This window comes from Arthrobacter sp. 10T425, from assembly GCF_056393985.1.
This window is the reverse complement of record NZ_JBFTGZ010000006.1, coordinates 181,731-200,034: the sequence shown is the minus strand read 5'-3', so window position 1 is coordinate 200,034 and position 18,304 is coordinate 181,731. Positions and strand designations below refer to the sequence as shown.

General features: G+C 65.4%; 15 protein-coding genes. 4 read left to right on the top strand and 11 right to left on the bottom strand.

The annotated features are described in order from the left end of the window. Positions 1-126 precede the first annotated feature (126 nt). The gene (locus tag AC1DDH_RS09695; RefSeq protein WP_476955312.1) at positions 127-1,917 is read right to left on the bottom strand and encodes an NAD(P)-binding domain-containing protein; all 1,791 of its coding nucleotides are present in this window, start codon (positions 1,915-1,917) and stop codon (positions 127-129) included. Between the two features lie 205 nt (positions 1,918-2,122). Between AC1DDH_RS09695 and AC1DDH_RS09690 the strand changes: the two genes are divergently transcribed. Further along, entirely contained in the window at positions 2,123-3,460 is a 1,338-nt protein-coding gene (locus tag AC1DDH_RS09690; protein WP_476955335.1) for a helix-turn-helix domain-containing protein, read from the top strand. A 7-nt stretch (positions 3,461-3,467) separates the two neighbouring features. On the opposite strand, the gene AC1DDH_RS09685 is transcribed toward AC1DDH_RS09690, so the two are convergent. Together AC1DDH_RS09685 and AC1DDH_RS09680 are read right to left on the bottom strand one after the other, a co-directional pair. Beyond that, positions 3,468-4,352 (bottom strand): hypothetical protein, encoded by an 885-nt coding sequence (locus tag AC1DDH_RS09685; RefSeq protein ID WP_476955311.1) that lies wholly within the window; start codon positions 4,350-4,352, stop codon positions 3,468-3,470. A gap of 33 nt (positions 4,353-4,385) precedes the next feature. Next, entirely contained in the window at positions 4,386-5,042 is a 657-nt protein-coding gene (locus tag AC1DDH_RS09680; RefSeq protein WP_476948326.1) for a DUF6318 family protein, read from the bottom strand. A 199-nt stretch (positions 5,043-5,241) separates the two neighbouring features. Between AC1DDH_RS09680 and AC1DDH_RS09675 the strand changes: the two genes are divergently transcribed. From AC1DDH_RS09675 to AC1DDH_RS09665, 3 genes are all read left to right on the top strand, one after another. Further along, positions 5,242-5,676, top strand: a complete 435-nt coding sequence (locus tag AC1DDH_RS09675) for a pyridoxamine 5'-phosphate oxidase family protein (protein WP_223915503.1) — start codon at positions 5,242-5,244, stop codon at positions 5,674-5,676. Positions 5,677-5,838: 162 nt separating this feature from the next. Then, positions 5,839-6,312 (top strand): very short patch repair endonuclease, encoded by a 474-nt coding sequence (locus AC1DDH_RS09670; protein WP_079550431.1) that lies wholly within the window; start codon positions 5,839-5,841, stop codon positions 6,310-6,312. 146 nt (positions 6,313-6,458) lie between these two features. Then, positions 6,459-6,815 (top strand): hypothetical protein, encoded by a 357-nt coding sequence (locus AC1DDH_RS09665; protein WP_476955310.1) that lies wholly within the window; start codon positions 6,459-6,461, stop codon positions 6,813-6,815. Here AC1DDH_RS09665 and AC1DDH_RS09660 read toward each other — a convergent pair. From AC1DDH_RS09660 to AC1DDH_RS09625, 8 genes are all read right to left on the bottom strand, one after another. Beyond that, on the bottom strand, positions 6,812-8,164 hold the full coding sequence (locus AC1DDH_RS09660) for a 5-methylcytosine restriction system specificity protein McrC (protein WP_476955309.1): 1,353 nt from the start codon (positions 8,162-8,164) through the stop codon (positions 6,812-6,814). The two genes, AC1DDH_RS09665 and AC1DDH_RS09660, sit on opposite strands and share 4 nt — an antisense overlap. Continuing rightward, the gene (locus AC1DDH_RS09655; protein ID WP_476851384.1) at positions 8,157-10,388 is read right to left on the bottom strand and encodes an McrB family protein; all 2,232 of its coding nucleotides are present in this window, start codon (positions 10,386-10,388) and stop codon (positions 8,157-8,159) included. The genes AC1DDH_RS09660 and AC1DDH_RS09655 overlap by 8 nt, the downstream gene beginning before the upstream one ends. A gap of 68 nt (positions 10,389-10,456) precedes the next feature. Beyond that, positions 10,457-10,801: a hypothetical protein gene (locus tag AC1DDH_RS09650; RefSeq protein ID WP_308288878.1), complete on the bottom strand. Its 345-nt coding sequence runs from the start codon at positions 10,799-10,801 to the stop codon at positions 10,457-10,459. Positions 10,802-10,860: 59 nt separating this feature from the next. Further along, positions 10,861-11,292, bottom strand: a complete 432-nt coding sequence (locus AC1DDH_RS09645; protein WP_230007937.1) for an acyl-CoA thioesterase — start codon at positions 11,290-11,292, stop codon at positions 10,861-10,863. Positions 11,293-11,441: 149 nt separating this feature from the next. Beyond that, positions 11,442-13,517 carry an ABC transporter ATP-binding protein gene (locus tag AC1DDH_RS09640; RefSeq protein WP_476859698.1) on the bottom strand — a complete coding sequence of 692 codons (2,076 nt, stop codon included), beginning with the start codon at positions 13,515-13,517 and terminating at the stop codon, positions 11,442-11,444. Then, positions 13,514-15,247, bottom strand: coding sequence for an ABC transporter ATP-binding protein (locus AC1DDH_RS09635; RefSeq protein ID WP_028275633.1), 1,734 nt, complete (start codon positions 15,245-15,247; stop codon positions 13,514-13,516). The genes AC1DDH_RS09640 and AC1DDH_RS09635 overlap by 4 nt, the downstream gene beginning before the upstream one ends. A 311-nt stretch (positions 15,248-15,558) precedes the next feature. Continuing rightward, the gene (locus AC1DDH_RS09630) at positions 15,559-17,556 is read right to left on the bottom strand and encodes an MDR family MFS transporter (protein ID WP_476955334.1); all 1,998 of its coding nucleotides are present in this window, start codon (positions 17,554-17,556) and stop codon (positions 15,559-15,561) included. Between the two features lie 103 nt (positions 17,557-17,659). After that, positions 17,660-18,145, bottom strand: coding sequence for a MarR family winged helix-turn-helix transcriptional regulator (locus AC1DDH_RS09625; RefSeq protein ID WP_079550568.1), 486 nt, complete (start codon positions 18,143-18,145; stop codon positions 17,660-17,662). Between the last annotated feature and the right edge of the window lie 159 nt (positions 18,146-18,304).

The window sequence follows — 18,304 nt, the reverse complement described above, 5'->3', positions numbered from 1 at the left end:
AGGACCGTGGATGCGCCCGGTCAGGCGCATCCACGGAATAAAAGTTGGATTTTCACAGCGGGGCCGTAGCCCCAGTCTGGTGGCCGTGCCTGAGATTGTCACGACCCCGTGAGTCAGCGCGTGCGGTTAGCGCGCGTGATGCGTGGGCTGCAGCTCGAAGACCGGCGTCGGCAGTCCTTCCATCCTGGCCTTGAGCTGCAGGGCAAGATAGTTCGAATAGTGCCGGCTCTGGTGCAGGTTGCCGCCGTGGATCCACAGGTTCTCCACGTTGGTGGGCTTCCACATGTTGCGCAGTTCCCCCTCCCACGGCCCCGGATCCTTCGGCGTCTCCGATCCGAACCCCCAGCACTTGCCGACGGCGTCCGCCACCTCGGGCGAGACCAGATCAGCCAGCCAGCCGTTCATCGACCCATACCCGGTGGCGTAAATAATGACGTCGGCATCCAGCTCCGTTCCGTTGGCCATCACGACGGAGTTGCCGGTGATCTTGCTGACCTGGCCATTGGCCAGCTTGACCCGGCCGTCGATGATCAGCTGCGAGGCGCCGACGTCGATGTAGTAGCCGGAGCCGCGCCTCAGGTACTTCAGGAACAAGCCGGAGCCGTCAACGCCGAAGTCCAGATCAAAGCCGGCAGCCTCGAGCTGGGAGTAGAACTCCGCGTCCCGGCGGGCCATCTCCGCATAAACAGGAATCTGGGCTTCGGGCAGAATCCGGTACGGCAAGGAGGCAAACAGCAGGTCGGCTTTCTCCGTGGTGACGCCGTTGGCCAGCGCCTCTTCGGAGTACAGCCCGCCGAGAGCGAGGTCCATGAGGGATTCGCTGCGGGCAATATGCGTCGAGGACCGCTGGACCATGGTGACGTCCGCGCCGTGTTCCCAAAGGTCGGCGCAGATATCGTGGGCCGAATTGTTGGAGCCGATGACCACGGCTTTCTTGCCGGTCCAGTCGCCACCGCCCGGGTGCTTGGACGAGTGGTACTGCTCCCCCAGGAAGGACTCGGCGCCGTCGAACGTGGGGACGCTCGGGTACCCCGATACACCCAGGGCGAAGACGAGCTGCTTCGGGCGCAGGGTGACCGGTTCGCCGTCGCGCATCACCTCAACCACCCACTCCTGGGACGTTTCGTCGAAGCGGGCGTTGGTGCACTCGGTTTTGGACCAGTAGTTCAGTTCCATGATCCGTGTGTAGTTTTCCAGCCAGTCGCCGATCTTGTCCTTGGCCGCGAAAACCGGCCAGTCGTCGGGGAACTTCATGTAGGGCAGGTGGTCGTACCAGACCGGATCGTGCAGGTGGAGGGACTTGTAGCGGTTACGCCAGGAGTCACCCGCGCGCTCATTCTTTTCGATGATGATGGTGGGCACTCCGAGCCTCCGCAGCCGCGCGCCCAGCCCGATCCCGCCCTGGCCGCCGCCGATGATGACGGTGTAGGGCTGGTCTTCGTAGCCGAGTCTCGCCTCCTGCTCCTCCTTCAGTTCCAGCCAGGATTTGCGTCCTTTGGTGATCTCGTGGGCGACCCCCTTGTCCCGGTTGGGGCCCTTCTTTTCCTCAAAGCCCTTCAGTTCCTGCATGGTGGTGAGCAGGGTCCAGCATTTGCCGTTCCGGAGGCGCAGATGGGCGTAGCCCCGGGCCTGGGCGGTCTCGAAGTTTACCCAGGCCTCGGCATTGGCGGCGTCCCCGGTGGCGTCCTCGGCGAGGGTCCAGTTGCTGGGCTGCACGTCGCCCAGGGTCGCCTCGAGCATGCGCCGGATGTCCTCTTTGCCCTCCAGCGTCTTGAGGTTCCAGGTGAAGGAGACGAAATCGCGCCAGTACGAGTCGTCGTCAAAAAGTTCCAGTGCGGCGTCCGTGTTGTGGCTGCGCAGTGCCTCATCGAACTGCGCCAGCCACGCCCCGACGACGCCGTTTGGTGTCTCAGGCATGTTTCCTCTTTCCATTGCTGACAGGGGGCCGCTCCCGTTGCGTGGCGCATAGACCACGCAGTGACCCGCATCACAAGTAAAAGTCGCAGGGGGTTACAATCGGGTTACACGGAGCTCTCAAGCTGCCGGCGGGCGCGCAGGTTGGCCTACGGCGGCAGGGACCCAGCCGGGTGCGACGATTCGAGGGCGAGTTGAGAGAATGAGCATGCGGCAGGGCAACGGCCCCATCACGCATCCCTCGGACCTCAGGTTTTCTGCACCGGCGGAGTACGCCCGAATTCTCCGGGCGGCGCACGAGACCACGATTTCTGGCACTCCGGATCCGCACCTCTCGCCGTCGCTTATCAAGTCCTGGCAGCGTTCCCTGGCTCTGGGCATCAATCCGGACAAGCACCGGCCCCTGCACCGGCATGAAGTCTCCGAGGCGCGATCCCTCAGCACCGGCCATCGGCTGGCTGCGGTGATGCCGGCGCTGTCACAGCTTCTAGCCGATGAGACCGTGACCGGACGCCATCTGCTGATCGTCACCGACCACGAGGGCGAAGTGCTGTGGCGCGTCGGCAGCAAGCAGGCCTTGCGGCTCGCGGACTCGCTGGAGTTCGTGGAGGGCGCCGACTGGTCCGAATCAGGGGTGGGCACGAACGCCATTAGCGAGGCCTTGGTGACGGGTGCGCCGGCGCAACTTTTCTCGGCCGAGCACCTCGTGCGGACCCACCATGACTGGGCTTGCACCGCATCCCCCATTCGCGACCCTTTGACCGGCGACATCGTCGGCGTCCTGGACGTCTCTGGCCCGTTCGAATCGGTCACGCCGGACAGCCTGCGGCTGGTGCGTTGCGGAGTGCGGCTCGCAGAGGAGCTGCTGAAGTCGGCCCCGTTTCCCGACGGCGGCGTCGGGCGCTCGGGGCAGCGGTCCCCGGGTGGCGAGCGGGCAGTGCGCGACGGCGGCGCCCGACCCCAGCTCGTGCTGCGGCTCCTGGGGGACGCGCCATCCGCGGCGGTCGACGGCGGCATCAGCCGTCCGCTGACTGTGCGCCGCGCCGAGATCCTGGCCCTGCTGGCCTCGCGTGATCAGGGCTGGAGTGCCGAAGAATTGGCGTACGAGATCCATGGCGATGCGGGCACCGGTGCGGCGATCCGGACCGAGATGCACCGGATCCGCGCCATTCTGGGCGATGTCCTGGAAGCGAACCCCTACCGATTCTCTTCAACCCTCAACGTCGTGACCGACGTTTCCGACGTGGCCGGTCATCTGCGGGACGGTCGGGTTGCCGAGGCGTTCGCGGCGTACCCTTCAAAACTGCTCACCCGTTCGGTCAATCTGGCGATCGGGTTCATGCGCGACGAGCTCAACACGGCCGTGGGAGCTTCCGTCCGGTCAAGCGGTGATGCCCGGCTGATGCTGCAGTGGTGCACGAGCGACATGGGGTCCTTCGATACGGCGACTGCGGCTGCCGTGGCTGCTTTTATGGGGCCGGACGACCCGCGTTGCCAGCTCGTGAATGCCCGGATGGAACGGGTGGACCGGGAATTGCGAGCCTAGCCACGGACTAGGGCGGCGGCGGGGCGACCCCCGGGCAGCCTTGGCCTCGGGGATTCTGCAGACACGTGTCTGCGTAGTTCCTGGTGATAGTCCGCCAGACACTGACGGTCTGTGGCGGCGAGCTGAATTGCCCTTGGCCGGGGATGGGCAGCGGCGGTCCGCCATTGACGGAGTAGGTTCCCTGGAAATGCGTCGTCAAAACCACCGGGAAGTCGCCGGTCTGGGTGTACACGTGACTCGTCAGGGTCTTCTCGCCCCAGCGATCCTGTGGAAGCGGTCCGCCGGCCACCGCTTGCGGGCCGAGAGAGGTGCCGTCGCCATAGCTCCAGGAGTACTGGACCGGCTTAGCCACAATAGCGACACTTTGGCCCAGCATATCGACGCCAAATGTTTGCTCGATGGCCTCGGCATAGAAATTTGTCTCGGCACCCCTGAGAGTGTGTGGGCTCGGCTGCATGACGCTGCGGCCGGCATTGATTGGTAGTTGCTGAAATTTGGTCTGAATCTGGGTGGCAATCTGGCCCAGCACGTCTACGGGTTTCTCGAGATAGACACACCGATCTGGACGAATCGTTGACCATATGGGTGGGTCAAATACTCGCAGGGAAGTGTACCAACGCACGGGCCGCCCATCGCGACCTTGATCGCACCGAACCGCTCCTGCAAGGCAATCAACGTCGAAGTTGTTCTTTGTGGCGTCGAGACAGAGATACTCGAATTTGTAGATGTTGGGGTTTTCTGCAACTGCACCTGGCGCATCCACCCATACGCCAGCGCCTGCATCATAGCGCCAGACTCCGAGTCCAGAGGTGCTCCAAGAAACTTCTGAGTCGTCAGCCACCGCGGAAATTGGAATCACAAGCAGGGCGACTAATCCAAGGAAAGCCGTCACGAACGATCGCCATGCAATAGGTCCCGGCATTGCCTAGCTCCCGAGCCGATCGACGTTCTGAACGGCCCAACTTCCTTTCTCGTATCTCGCCACCATCAAGTCCCCCAGCATGGCGGACTCGGAAATCGTCTGCGCATCAGTTCCGTCGGCGTTTTTCAGCGATCCAGCCTGTTGTTGCGACTGGATGGCAACTTGGAAATCTCCATTCGGCGTCTTCACGAAAGTCGATTGAACTGCATGGACCGTAACCGTCCCACCGACTATCCACCTTCCCTCACCGTTCCATTTCTGGATCCCAGGAAAGACTTTTCCGCATAGGGCGCATGAAGGGCTGGAGATCGAGTTGATACCAGATAGGTCACCGGTCTCGTACGAATAGTTCAGGAGCGCGTACCAGTACCGCGCAAACGCCTCCAGTCCTTCCTTCGTCTCCGCCTTCGCAGCTTCCGGCAACTCGGGTACTGGCACGTTCTGCGCCTTGCCGGTCGCGTCGGCGGGCTTGTAGCTGGCAGTAGGTGTCGGAGTTGCGCTCGGGGTGGCCGGCCCTGAGGGACTCTGCGAAGCAGCCGGTGCAGATCCGGGAGGCGGCGTTCCACCCCCGCTGCACGCTGTGGCCGATATCAGGGAGATCGACACCCAAGCGACCGCACAGGCTCGCCAGGGACCGGAAAGCGAAGTGCGAGAGGTCATGGTCAGCTACTCCCCCGATAGAAAATCAAGACGATTGAAGCCAATTTGTGGCTTAAGGGTAACCGAGATCACATTTTGCCGGTCAAAATTATCCACAGGCAGCATGTGCCCGCCCCTCGGACCGGCAGAACACCCCGGCTGTCCCTTGCCAGTCCTTTAGCCCCTAGCCAGCGACGGCCTGATTCAGAACAATGAACCCATGATGTTCGAACACGAAGACGGCAATCCGATCCTTACACTTGACGACGACCAAGCCTGGACATTGATTGAGGGCACAAAGCACGGCAGGCTCGTGGTCACCGTGGCCGGAGAACCCGACATTTTCCCGGTGAACTACGCGGCCAGCGGCCGGAAACTGTTCCTCCGCACCGCCCCGGGAAACAAACTGGCCGAGCTCACCATCAACTCGAAGGTACTCTTCGAAACCGACGGAATCCTGTCCGACGAAGCATGGTCAGTAGTCCTGCGCGGCACTGCGCGCGTGCTCGACCAATCGGCGGATATCGCCGACGCCGAGGCCCTCGGGCTGAAACCGTGGGTTCCAACGTTGAAGGACTTCTACGTCGAAATTACGCCGACGTCGCTCAGCGGACGCCACTTCCAGTTCGGCGAACACCCGGAGCGCGAAATCTAACGCCCGACGGCGGCTGCCGGCCCGCCGTTCCCCGGCCCGCCGTTCCCCGGCCCGCCGTTCTCCGGCCCGCCGCCCCCGGTCCGCTTCAGACCCGCGCCCCGAGGCTGCTGCCCGACGGCTGTTGCCCGGCGCCAAGACTTGGCACCCGCCTAGACTTAAACAATGGCGGACAAGCTGACTCCGGAGCGGCGCAGCTGGAATATGTCCAGGATCCGGGGCAAGAACACCAAGCCGGAAATGCTGGTCCGCAGGCTGCTGCACGCGAAGGGATACCGCTACCGCCTGCACGGCACCGCGGGCGGCGGCAAACTTCCGGGCAACCCCGATCTCGTCTTCGCCGGCCGCCGCAAAGTCATCTTCGTCAACGGCTGCTTCTGGCATTTCCACGACTGCCGGGTGGGCCAGCACGCACCCCAGGCAAACGCCGAGTTCTGGGAAACCAAGCGCACGCGCACCCGGAACCGCGACGCCGCCCAGCGGCTTCAGCTCGAACTCGATGGCTGGGAAGTCCTCACCGTGTGGGAGTGCGAACTGAAGGACCGATCGGCGTTGGAGCTCCGCCTCGATGCCTTCCTCCAGGGCCCTCCCCTCCACAGTCCCTTCCTGCACAGCCCGGCCCGGGACGAGCCCTCCTGAGGATCTTCGCTGAGCAGCAACGCCCCGCGTGTCGCGCGGCCCACCTCCGGTGCAGGCTGAACGACCTCAGCTAATATTCGACTCCGGGGGCGATAGGCATTATTCGGTCAGTACCAACGCGTACTGCAAACACGGGAGAGCGCACGATGCCGCACTTGCTGATGTCCAACGACCAGCCCGAAACGGCTGCTGCGCCAACAGATTCCAGTCCCACAGATTCCAGCCCCACAGATTCAGACCCCACAGTTCTGCCGTTCCGTCGCCTCGGCCACGCGAGGCTCCACGGCTTCCGGCCCCGCTCGCTCCGCGGAGCGAACCCGGATCTGGAGCCGCTGCGCCGGCAGGCGGCCTCGATCATTGATGAGGTTCTGGCTGGCACCAACCCGGAAGAAGCTGACGTGCGGGAGAAACTCCAGTGGCACGTCGCCAACAACCCGGGCCAGCCGGAAAAGGCGCTCCTGGAACATTTGCGAACAGTGGCCGACCAGCAGGAATCCGCCTAGCCGGCGGACCTGTCGATACTGGCCTGCCGGAGCACTTCGCCCCACGACTGCTGGGCAAGATCTGCCACGGCGGCCAGGATTTCCGACGGCGGTAGCGACAGATCCAGCGGGAACTCAACAATGTCGATGTCGGTATTGAGAATTCGGCGCAGCTTGATTTCCCCGGCTCCCGGGTAAACGATCCACGCCGTCGGCACCCGCAAGGATGTGCAGTAGGCCAGCATCCGGTAGTGGTCGCCCGAGAGGGACGCGCCGATGTCGGCCGCGGCCTTGTACTTGGCGTCGTACACCATCACGGGCCGGCCGCCGAGGAAGTGGACGGCACCGGGCTGCACCACAATGCGGTCCGAGTCGCGGACGGCCTCGTTCAGCAGGGCGTTGTAGCGCAACCGCATTTCTCCGGGGTAGGCGGCCATGGCTTCGCGCAGGGCTGTTCCCACGAAGTCCTCGAACACCTTTGCCATGTCCACCACGAACGACGCCGACTGCTGCTTTCCGTCGCCGGCCTCCGCCGACGCGTTCCGCAGGATCAGTTCGGCGAGCCGAAGAGCGGCGTGGTAGCGGGTGTTCATCCGGCTGGGCCGCCACTGCGGCAGCGGCGCGCCGGACTGAAGGCGCGTCACGGCGTCGAGCTTTCCCTTGAGCTGGCGCAGGCGGCTCAGGACTTCCGGCCGAACCCGCGGCACCTGGGACATCCGTTCCAGTGCGGCGCGCAGAATCCGGTTCTCCGCGATGTCCTCGGTGAACTCGTCGTAGGAGACTTCCAGCGGAACCAGCATGCCGGGCCGGCGGGAAATCTGGTCCGACATCCGGATCCGGCCCTTGACGGTCCGGAGGGATTCTTCCACCATGAGATACCCCTGCAGCACGCCGCGGCTCAGCGCCCGGTCAGCGAGCTGCGCCAGGGATTCGGCCAGGGCGCTCCAAAGGTCGGCATGCTCCACCGCGGCGACAGAGTCGTCCCGGAACCCCTGGTCCCCCGCGTAGCCGAGCAGGAACAGCAAACGGCTCAGACCGAGCCGACCTTTCGGTCGCACCTCCAGCTGAACGGCGGGAGTGCGCACCGAGCCGACGGTCCCCACCGGTTCGACCCGGTACAGGCCCATGCCCATCGGCGAGGCCTTCGCCAGGCCGCTGGCGTTGACGTAGGCGGCAGTGTCCGGATCAAGCCGCTCCACGACGCCGACGGAGAGTTCGTCGAGGACAATGTGCCGGCAGGCCTCCGCCCCGCCGCGTCCGGATGAACCGCGCCCGGCCGGACCGGCTCCGGATGATCCCCGGTGGTCCGAGGCCTCGCGGTCCGACGAACTGCGGTCCAGTGCTATGGCGTCTCCGGCCAGCCTAGGCATGCGCCAGGCGGCCCAGGAGTTGTTCCAGTCCGAACCGTTCCTCGAGCTGGGCGCGGTTGAGTTGCCCGTGATAGTGCTCCTCCAGCAGCGGCATGAGCTCGTATTTCCAAATTCTGCGCAGGCCCTTAGGCGTCTGCGCGGACTTCTTCATGAAGTACGAGGGACCGATCATGAGGTCGCGGTCCCACTCGTCGATCGCGTCGTTTAAAGCGTCAAGCAGCAGGGCCGGGGTCGTGTCCAGGTCACGGGCTTGGAGGAAGCGCAGCAGCGAGCCCTTCACCGGTTCCGTCTTCGGGTGCAGCTCGATGAAGGAGAAGCGCCGCCGGATGGCCGCGTCCATCATCGCGATGGAGCGGTCCGCGGTGTTCATGGTGCCGATGATGTAAAGATTGTCCGGCAGGGTGAACGGCTCGTTGGGGCTGTACTGCAGGTAGATCCGGTCGTCACGGTATTCGAGCAGGAAGTACAGCTCGCCGAACACCTTTGCCAGGTTGGCCCGGTTCATCTCGTCGATGATCAGGAAGTACGGTTTGCTCTCGTTCCCGGGCTTGGCCGCTTCCTCGGCGAGCCGGCGCAGCGGTCCTGCCACGAGCTTGAAGGAGACCTGTCCCTCGTCCGTCTTGTCCGGGCGGAAGCCCTCGAAGAAATCCTCATAGGCGTACGACGGGTGGAACTGGACCAGCTTGACCCGCTCGTCCGTGGTGTCGCCGGCGAGCTCGGCGGCGAGGTGTTTGGCGAGGTACGTCTTGCCGGTTCCCGGCGGACCGTAGAGCACCAGCTGCCGGTTCTCCTCGAGGAGTTCGGCGATTTCCTGCAGCGGCTCCAGGTCCATGTGCAAGGACGCGGCGAACTCCGGCGTCAGCGGCCGGAACCCGTCACAGGCCGGTTCGACGGCGGCATCCGGCGCGGCGCCGTCGCCGTCCTCGGCTTCCGCTTCAGCCGGCAGCAGCGCCTCGAGCGCCTGGATCACGCGGGTGATGTCCACGATGTTGCCGGAGGTGGTCAGCTGGCGCTGCACGTGGCGGGGCAGGCCGGTGGCGTCGTGTTCCTCATCGAACCAGCGGACCTTGCGGCGGAGCTGGCGGTTGTCTTTGGCATGCTCCGGTTCGCCGAGGACCACGCCGATCCGGACCTTGCCCGAGCTCTGGTAGAGCGCAAGGTCACCCGGCTTCATGACGGTCAGGAAGGCGAAGACTGCGGTCTTGGTGTCCTCACGCTCCACGTAGCCGAGGTGCTTGTAGTCCTCGTCAACGGCATTCTGGACCAGCCCCGCGGAGACGCCGGGGTCCAGCAGGCGGAGGTGTTCGACGTCGAGCGTCACCGCTTCCTCGTCCCGCCACTCCCCCAGCAGCTCGGCGTTGTCGTGGTGGGTGCGCAGGAGCCAGGCGCGGCGGCCGGGGTCGCCGACCTTCCGCCACTGGCTCACCAGCTGGCGTGAGTACCAGTCGATCCGCTGCCCGGCCTGCTGGTCCAGGTGCAGGCGGATCCGGTGGATGTCCGCCGAAATGTCCTCGTCGCTGTCCCCCTTGGCCCCGCCCACGAGGGAAGCGAAAGCGTCACGGATCTCCTGCCGTTCGACATCGGCCACCACGGGTTCGAAATAGCTGGGCCAGACCAGGAACTCAATGCTGCGGCGGATGGCCGGCTGGTCATCCGGGGTGCCGGCGACCAGCCGGTGGAAGGCCAGCGGATCCTTGACCGCGGCCTGGACGACGTGGGCCGGCCGCTGTGCGACATGCTGCACGAAGCGGCAGAGCCATTTCAGGTGGTCCCAGATGGTCCAGTTGAATTCCGCGGTGCGGTCCCGGATCACGCCGTGGTCCGTCATGCCCGCGTAGAGCTCGTCGGGGAGCTCCAGGGCAGGCTCCAGCCAGGATGCCGCCTCGGCGACGCGGGCCCGCTTGACCTTCAGCGACTTGACCTCGTGGGCCAGCGGCAGGGACTGGAGGAAGAGTAGCTCCACGGCCAGTTGCTTCGCCCCGCGGGTGGCGTCTTCCAGGTTCTGGCGCAGGTTAGTCATCATCGGCGCCTTGGGATCCGGAACGCCCCGTTCGAGGCGTTCCAGCAACTCCGCGGCAGCCTGGACGGACCACGTTTTGGTGCGGCCGTCCAGGGGGGACGCCTTGCCGAGCAACCCCGGGCCCAGCACAAACCACGCCGCGTCTTCAATCTCCTTGGAGATACCGAGGGCGCGGTGCAGGGCAGGCTTCTTGGTTGGGGTCATACGTTCAATTTACAGGCTTAAACTGAACGCGCCCATTTAACGCCGCCCCTAAACTACCGGCCAGTAGATTATGGACGGGCGGGCAGCAGACCCGATTTCGCGCCGGGCCGGCGCTTCACGCCGAAGGTGAAATACGTGGCCGGACCGATGAAATTCACCAGCGTGGCGAGCCGCCACATGGCCTTGCTGCCACGGATCTGCGCAGCCGGGCGTCGGCTGATGTCCGTCTGGGCTGCGACCAGCAGCGAGAGTTGGACGATGCCAGCCGAGATGGTTCCGAACCGTGCCATCGGCGAGAGTTCGTTCCACTTCTTCTTGCGGGTGTGCTGCTTGTGGATGTTCTGGTGCAAGGTGTTGCCTAGGTTGTGATGCATGTTCTTGTGCATGTCTTTGCCCATGTTCACGGCGACCACGCCTCCTTATGCGTCGGGATTGTTCATTCTAGGAGCCGTGCCGGGAACCGGAACAGAGGCTATGGGACCGGGTGGGCGCGGGTGTGGGGAGCCAGCCGGTCCTTCTGCTCCGGCGTCAGCCGCAACACCCGGCCGGTTGCCTCGTCCACAAAGGCAAGATGGCTCGTGGCCCGGACACAGTCCTCCCGCGTGACGGGATCCTGCACCAGGTAGTGGATGTCGAAACTGGCGCCCTTAACCGCCCCGATCCACAACTGGACGACGGCGGGCACGTTCCGGTACTCAAGGGTCCTGACGTACCTGATCTTGTGCTCGACGACGAGCGCCAGCGTCCCTTCCGGAATTTCATTGAAGAGCGGCACCAGCGGTTCGGTTCCCGGCAGCCCGGGACCCCGGGGCGGCCCGAAAGCCGCGATCCGTGCTTCTTCGAGGATCCGGACAATCTGGACGTTGTTGATGTGCCCGTAGGCATCCATGTCGCTCCAGCGCATCGGCACCTCCACCTCGAGGCGCCAGGGCTCCGTGGATGTGTTCTCCTCAGCGGGTCCACCCTTCCCGGCGGGGCCCGCGGCTGTGCCTGCGCTCTCCCTGCCGGGCCCGTTCCCGCCGGCTGCGCCGTTCCCGGCGGGGCCTGCGGCGCTCAGCTGTGCACCGCCGTCGCGTCCTCCGCGGAATCCGCCACGGCAGACTCTGCGTCCTCACCGGCGAACTGGGACATGTACAGCCTGTAGTACGCGCCCTGCAGGGCCAGCAGTTCGGCGTGCCGGCCCTGCTCGACGATCTGCCCGTCCTCCATGACAAGGATGGTGTCCGCGTCCCGGATGGTGGAAAGGCGGTGGGCGATGACGAAGCTGGTGCGCTCCGTCCGCAGCGCCGCCATGGCCTTCTGGACCAGGGCTTCGGTGCGGGTATCCACGGAACTCGTGGCCTCGTCCAGGATCAGCAGCGACGGGTTCGCCACAAAGGCCCGGGCGATGGTGATCAGCTGCTTTTCGCCGGCACTGACGTTGTTGCCCTCTTCGTCGATCACCGTGTTGTAGCCGTCCGGCAGCGCCCGGACGAAGCGGTCCACGAACGTGGCCTTGGCCGCCGCCATGATCTGTTCTTCGGTGGCGTCCAGCTTGCCGTAGCGGATGTTCTCGTAGATGGTGCCGCCGAACAGCCAGGCGTCCTGCAGCACCATACCGACCTTGGCGCGCAGCTCCGAACGGCTCAGCCGGGTGATGTCCACCCCGTCCAGGGTGATGCTGCCGGAGTTGAGCTCGTAGAAGCGCATCACGAGGTTGACCAGGGTGGTCTTGCCCGCCCCGGTCGGTCCCACGATCGCCACCGTGTGACCGGGCTCGGCCGTGAAGGACAGGTCCTCGATCAGCGGCTTGTCCGGCGTGTAGCTGAAGGTGACGTGCTTGAACTCGACGTGCCCGTCGGTCTTCGCCGGGAGGTGCTCGGTGGCGGTCTCGGCGTCCTGTTCGTCGGCGTCGAGGAATTCAAAAACCCGCTCGGCGGAGGCGACACCGGACTGCAGCATGTTGGCCATGCCGGCCATCTGGCCCAGCGGCTGGGTGAATTCGCGCGAGTACTGGATGAACGCCGTGGCGTCGCCCAGGCTCATGCTGCCCGAAGCCACGCGCAGCCCGCCGACGACGGCGATCCCGACATAGCTGAGGTAGGAGACAAACTGCATGACCGGCATGATCATGCCGGAGACGAACTGGGCTCCGAAGCTGGCCTTGTAGAGTTCCTCGTTGCGCTCGTCGAAGCGGGCCAGCATGTCAGCGTCGCGGCCGAACACGCGGACGAGGTCGTGGCCGGAGAACGATTCCTCGATCTGGCCGTTGAGCTCGCCGGTGTTCTTCCACTGGGCGGCGAAGAGTTTCTGGCTGCGGGCGCCGATGATGCCGGCGGCCACGCCGGAGAGCGGCAGGGCGACGAGGGCGATCAGGGCCAGCTGCCAGGACACGATGAACATCATGATCACGATCCCGATGACCGTCAGGGCCGAGTTCACGAGCTGGGCGAAGGCCTGCTGGAGCGCCTGCTGGATGTTGTCGACGTCGTTCGTGACACGGGAAAGGATGTCGCCGCGCTGGCGGGTATCGAAGTAGTTCAGCGGCAGCTTGTTGAGTTTCTTCTCGGTGTCATCGCGCAGCGTGCGCACCACGCGCATAACCAGCACGTTGAGGACATAGCCCTGGAGCCACAGAAAGATGTTGGCGACGAAATACATCACCAGCACCACGCTGATGAGGAACGCGAGCTTCTGAAAATCGATGCCGGCGCCCGGCACGACGTCCATCTTGGCCAGCATGTCGGCAAAGTTGTCCTGGCCCTGGGAGCGGAGTCCTTCGATGAACTGTTCTTTGGTGGCCCCGGCCGGGAGCTGCTTGCCGACCACTCCGGCGAAGATCACGTCCATCGCCTGGCCCAGGATCCTCGGGGCAATGACGTTGAGGACGACGGCGACCGTCACCATGGCGAGCACGGCGGTGATGCCGGCGCGCTCGGGTTTCAGCAGTCCCATGAGCCGTTTGGCCGAGGGCCAGAAGTGCTGGGCCTTCTTGGCCGGCACGGCGCCGAACATGCCGCCGTCGGCCTCGCCGGGCGTGTACTCCTCCTCGATGAAGTCATCTTCGATCAGGTCGGTGGCGTCCGTATCGGCAGCGGCCTGGCCGGCTGCGGTGGCCGGCGTGGTGGAGACTTTCTCGTTGGTGCTCATGCCACTGCCTCCGCGCTCAGCTGGGATTCGACGATTTCCTGGTAAGTGCTGGAGCTTTCCAACAGCTCCTCATGTGTTCCGCGGTCCACGATCCTGCCGTTGTCCAGCACGAGGATCTGGTCCGCATCGGCGATGGTAGACACCCGCTGGCCGACGATGATCACCGTGGCATCGGCCGTCTTGGCCTTGAGCGCCCGGCGGAGCCTGGCGTCGGTGGCGACGTCAAGGGCCGAGAACGAGTCGTCGAACAGGAAGACCTTGGGTTCGGTGACGAGCGCGCGGGCGATGCACAGCCGCTGCCGCTGGCCGCCGGAGACGTTGGTGCCGCCCTGGGCGATCCGCGCTGCGAGGCCACCCTTCTTTTCGCGCACGAACTCCGCGGCCTGGGCGACCGTCAGCGCCTCCCACAGGTCCGAGTCCGTGGCCTCGGGCTTGCCGAAGCGCAGGTTGTGCTCAATGGTTCCGGAGAACAGGTAGGGCCGTTGCGGCACCATGGCCACGCGCTGCGTGATCTCGGCGCGGTCCAGCTGGGTGACGGGGACGCCGTCGAGCAGGACCTCGCCCGACTCGGCGTCGTAGAGCCGCGGGAGCAGGGCCAGCAGGCTGGACTTGCCGGCGCCGGTGGAGCCGATGATCGCCACGGTCTGTCCGGGCTCGGCCGTAAAGCTGATGTTGCTGAGCACGGGAGCCTCGGCGCCGGGGTAGGCGAAGGTCACGTTGCGGAATTCGACGCGGCCGGCCTTTGCCGCAGGCGCCACCGGGGTGAGCGATTCGTGGATGGAGGGTTCGACGTCGAGCACTTCACCGATCCGGTCGGCGCAGACCGAGGCGCGGGGAATCATCATGGCCATGAAGGTGCCCATCATGACGGCCATGAGGATCTGCAGGAGGTACTGGAGGAAGGCTGTCAGGGAGCCGACCTGCATCTCGCCGGCATCGACGCGCTGGCCACCGAACCAGAGCACGGCGGCCGTGGAGATGTGCAGGATCATGCCGATGGCGGGGAACATCAGGACAAACAGGGAACCGATCTTCAGCGAGACGTCGGTGAGGTCCTGGTTGGCCGCGCCGAAGCGCTCGGCCTCGTGGGGTTCGCGCACGAAGGCCCGGACCACGCGGATGCCGATGATCTGCTCGCGGAGGACACCGTTGAGCCGGTCGATCTTCTCCTGCATGGAACGGAAGAGCGGCATGAGGCGGACCACGAGGTAGCCCACCACGACTACGAGCAGGGGCACGGACACCCAGACGAGCCAGGACAGGTTGAGGTCCTCGCGCAGGGCCATGAAGATCCCGCCGATGCACATGATGGGTGTGGCCACCATGAAGTTCAGCGCCATGAGCATGAGCATCTGGACCTGCTGCACATCGTTGGTGCCCCGGGTGATCAGGGTGGGGGCGCCGAAGAGGTTGACGTCCCGCGCCGAGAAGCTGCTCACCTTGCGGAACACGCCGCGGCGCAGGTCCCGGCCGAATGCCATCGCCGCCTTCGAGCCGAAGTAGACGCCGGCGATCGCGGTGGCCACCTGGATCAGCGCGACGCCGAGCATGACGCCGCCGGTGCGCCAGATGTAGTCCGTGTCGCCGCGGGAGACGCCCTCGTCGATGATCTGGGCATTGAGGCTGGGGAGGTACAGAGCCGCGATGGTCGAGGCCAGCTGGAAGATGACCACAGCCGCGATGTATGGCAGATACGGCTTGGAATAGCGCCGCATGAGGGTAACGAGCATGCCCACGAGTCCTTACGAAGACTGAATTATAGGGAGACCAAATTATGGGGAGAGCAAAGTATGGGAGAGCTAAATAGTGAAGTTTATTGGAAGGCTGATTGGAGACTAGCCCATGGGACCGACAGCCTTAGCCACCCAACTCTACGAAAACCCTCGCCCGGGAGGAACATCGGGAGCTGAATATCATCCAAACGGCGTACTTAAGCGGCTGCTGTGGTCTCCCCCGCAACCGTCTCGCCGCAAACGAAGGCCCCGCAGCCGCCCCTCGAGGCGGCCGCGGAGCCTCTGCGGTCCGGTACTGTGCGCCGGCGCTACTCGGTGCGGTGCCGGCCGTGGGTGGCGATGTAGTCGGCAGCCGCGCGCTGCATCTTGCGCTGCTTGGCGAGCTGCCGGCGCAGGGCCGTGAGCTCCCCGGCAACCCGGGCCTGTTCCGCGGCGATGGCACGCTGCTCGGCGGCCTGCTCGTGCACGGCGCGCAGGGCGTCCGCCAGCAGCAGCTGCTGCTCCGCGAGGAGCCGCTGGGTCTGGAGCATCACAGGTACGACGTCGGCGGCTTCGGGCCGGTCCTCGGCAACCAAGGTCCGGGTCCGCTGGCGGGCGGCATCGGGGAAGCGGGATTCGGCGCGCTCCCGGCTGAGCACCTCGATGAATTCCCGGTCCAGGTCAACGATGCCGGTTCCGTCGGCGGGCGAAGCTTCCTCGGCGGCGTCGTTCCCTGTGTAACCCGTGTTCCCCAGAGCCGGGGCCGTGGCACCGGCCATCGCGGCCATCCCGGCATCCGGGGCGTCCCCTGCGAGTTCGGCGGGTTCCGGCCGGACGTCGACGGTGCGGCGCAGCGGGCGTTCCTTGATGAACAGGATGGCCACCAGCGCCACGAGTCCGACGACTGCGGAGATCAGGAAGACCTCGGCGATCGCGTCGCCGTAGGCGGCACGCATGATGTCGCGGATCGGTGCCGGCATGTCCTTGAGGTCCATGCTGGCCCCCGCGGATCCGGCGGGAACCTGGATGCCGGCCGAAGCCAGCCCCTCCACGACGAGCTCCTTTACCCGGTTGCCCAGCACGGCGCCGAGGACCGAGACGCCGATCGCACCGCCGACGGACCGGAAGAAGGCCACAGAGGCGCTGGCCGTGCCGATGTCCTTGGCCTGGACCGTGTTCTGGACGGCGAGGACGAGGTTCTGCATCAGCAGGCCCAGGCCGACGCCGAGGATGGCGGTGTAGATACCGGTCAGCCACAGGTCAGTGGTGTGGTCCATGCTGCCGGCCAGGCCCAGGCCGCCGATCAGCAAGATGGCGCCGGCCACGAGGTACCGCTTCCACTTGCCGGTGCGGCTGATGAGCATGCCGGAGGCGACCGACCCGATGAGGTTGCCGGCGATCATGGGCAGCGTAAGCAGGCCGGCCTCGGTGGGGGTGGCGCCGCGTGCCACCTGGAAGTACTGGCCAAGGAAGGTCGAGGAGCCAAACATGCCCACTCCGACGGCCACCGAGGCGAGGATCGCGAGGGCGGTGGTCCGCTCAGAGATGATCTTGAGCGGGATGATGGGCTGGGCGACCTTGGATTCCACCAGCACGAGCAGGCCAAGGAGCACGATGCCACCGCCCACCATGGCGACCGTCTGCCACGACCACCAGTCGTAGTAGTCGGGATTGCCGGCGAAGGAGACCCAGATGAGCAGCAGGCTGACGCCGGAGGTCAACAGGATGGAGCCGAGCCAGTCGATCTTGGCCGGGCGCTTGACGTGCTGGATCTTGAGGGTGACCTGCAGCAGGATGAGCGCGACCACAGCGAGCGGAACGCAGACGAAGAAGGTCCAGCGCCACCCCAGCGGGCTGTCGACAATGAAGCCGCCGAGCAGCGGGCCGCCTGCCGTGCCCACGGCCATGACGCCGCCCATGTAGCCGGAGTACTTTCCGCGGTCGCGCGGCGGAATCATGGAGCCGATGATGGCCTGGGCCAGGGCGGTGAGGCCGCCCATGGCGATGCCCTGGATGACACGGGCGGTCAGCAGCAGCGGGATGGTCTCGGACAGGCCGGCCATAACGGAGCCCGCCACGAAGATCACGATGCTCAGCTGGACGAGGACCTTCTTGTTGAAGAGGTCCGCGAGCTTGCCCCAGATCGGGGTGGTTGCCGCGTTGGCCAGGAGCGCGGCGGTGATCACCCAGGCGAAGTCCGTCTGGGTGCCCTTGAGTTCGGACATGATGGTGGGCAGCGCGTTGGCGACGATCGTGCTGCTCAGGATGGCGGTGAAGAACGCCGCCAGCAGCCCGGTGAGGGCCTCCATGATCTGGCGGTGGGTCATCGCCACAGGTTCTGCGGCGGTCTGGGATGCGCGGGATGCCCCCTGCGGAACGTCCGACGGGGCCGGGGACGGCCCTGTGGCGGCGGCGTGGCTAGCCATATATCTACTCCTCAACAATTTCGGTCGTATTCGTGGGTCCGGCCGTCGTTGCCCGGGCTGAGGTCCTGAGGGACTCAGCAAGTTTTTCGAGGGTGCGCGCCGTCAGTTCGACGTCGTCCTGGCTCCAGTCCTGCAGCAGGTCCTGGATGGTGGCCGTCCGCTGGTCCTCGATGACACGCAGTTTCTCCGTGCCGGCGGCAGACAGGGCGATCAGCTGCGCGCGGCCGTCTTCCGGGTCCGGCCGGCGGACCACATAGCCGTGCTCTTCGAGGTCGGCGATGTGCCGGCTGAGGACCGGGGCGCTGACGCCGAGCCGCTCCGCAAGATGCGTGGCCCGGGATTCGCCCTCCCCCACAAAGCGCAGAACGCCTTGAAGCGCCACTCCGGTGTCCTGCCCGCGCAGGCTGGCGGCGGCAACGCAACGGACCGCGCGCTGCAGATCGAAGATCTGGTAGACGAGTCTGGCTGCAGCGTTGGATTCAACTGACATGATGGACACCCCTCTTTTGTTTGCCCTAGGCAACTATATACGAAAATGGTTACTTCGGGAAACTAACTCTCTCGTGGGAGGTGCCGCGCGGCCTCGAAAGACCCTTAAATAGCAAACGCGGACCAGCCGGGTCTGCCCCTCGCGGTGAGGGGCAGACCC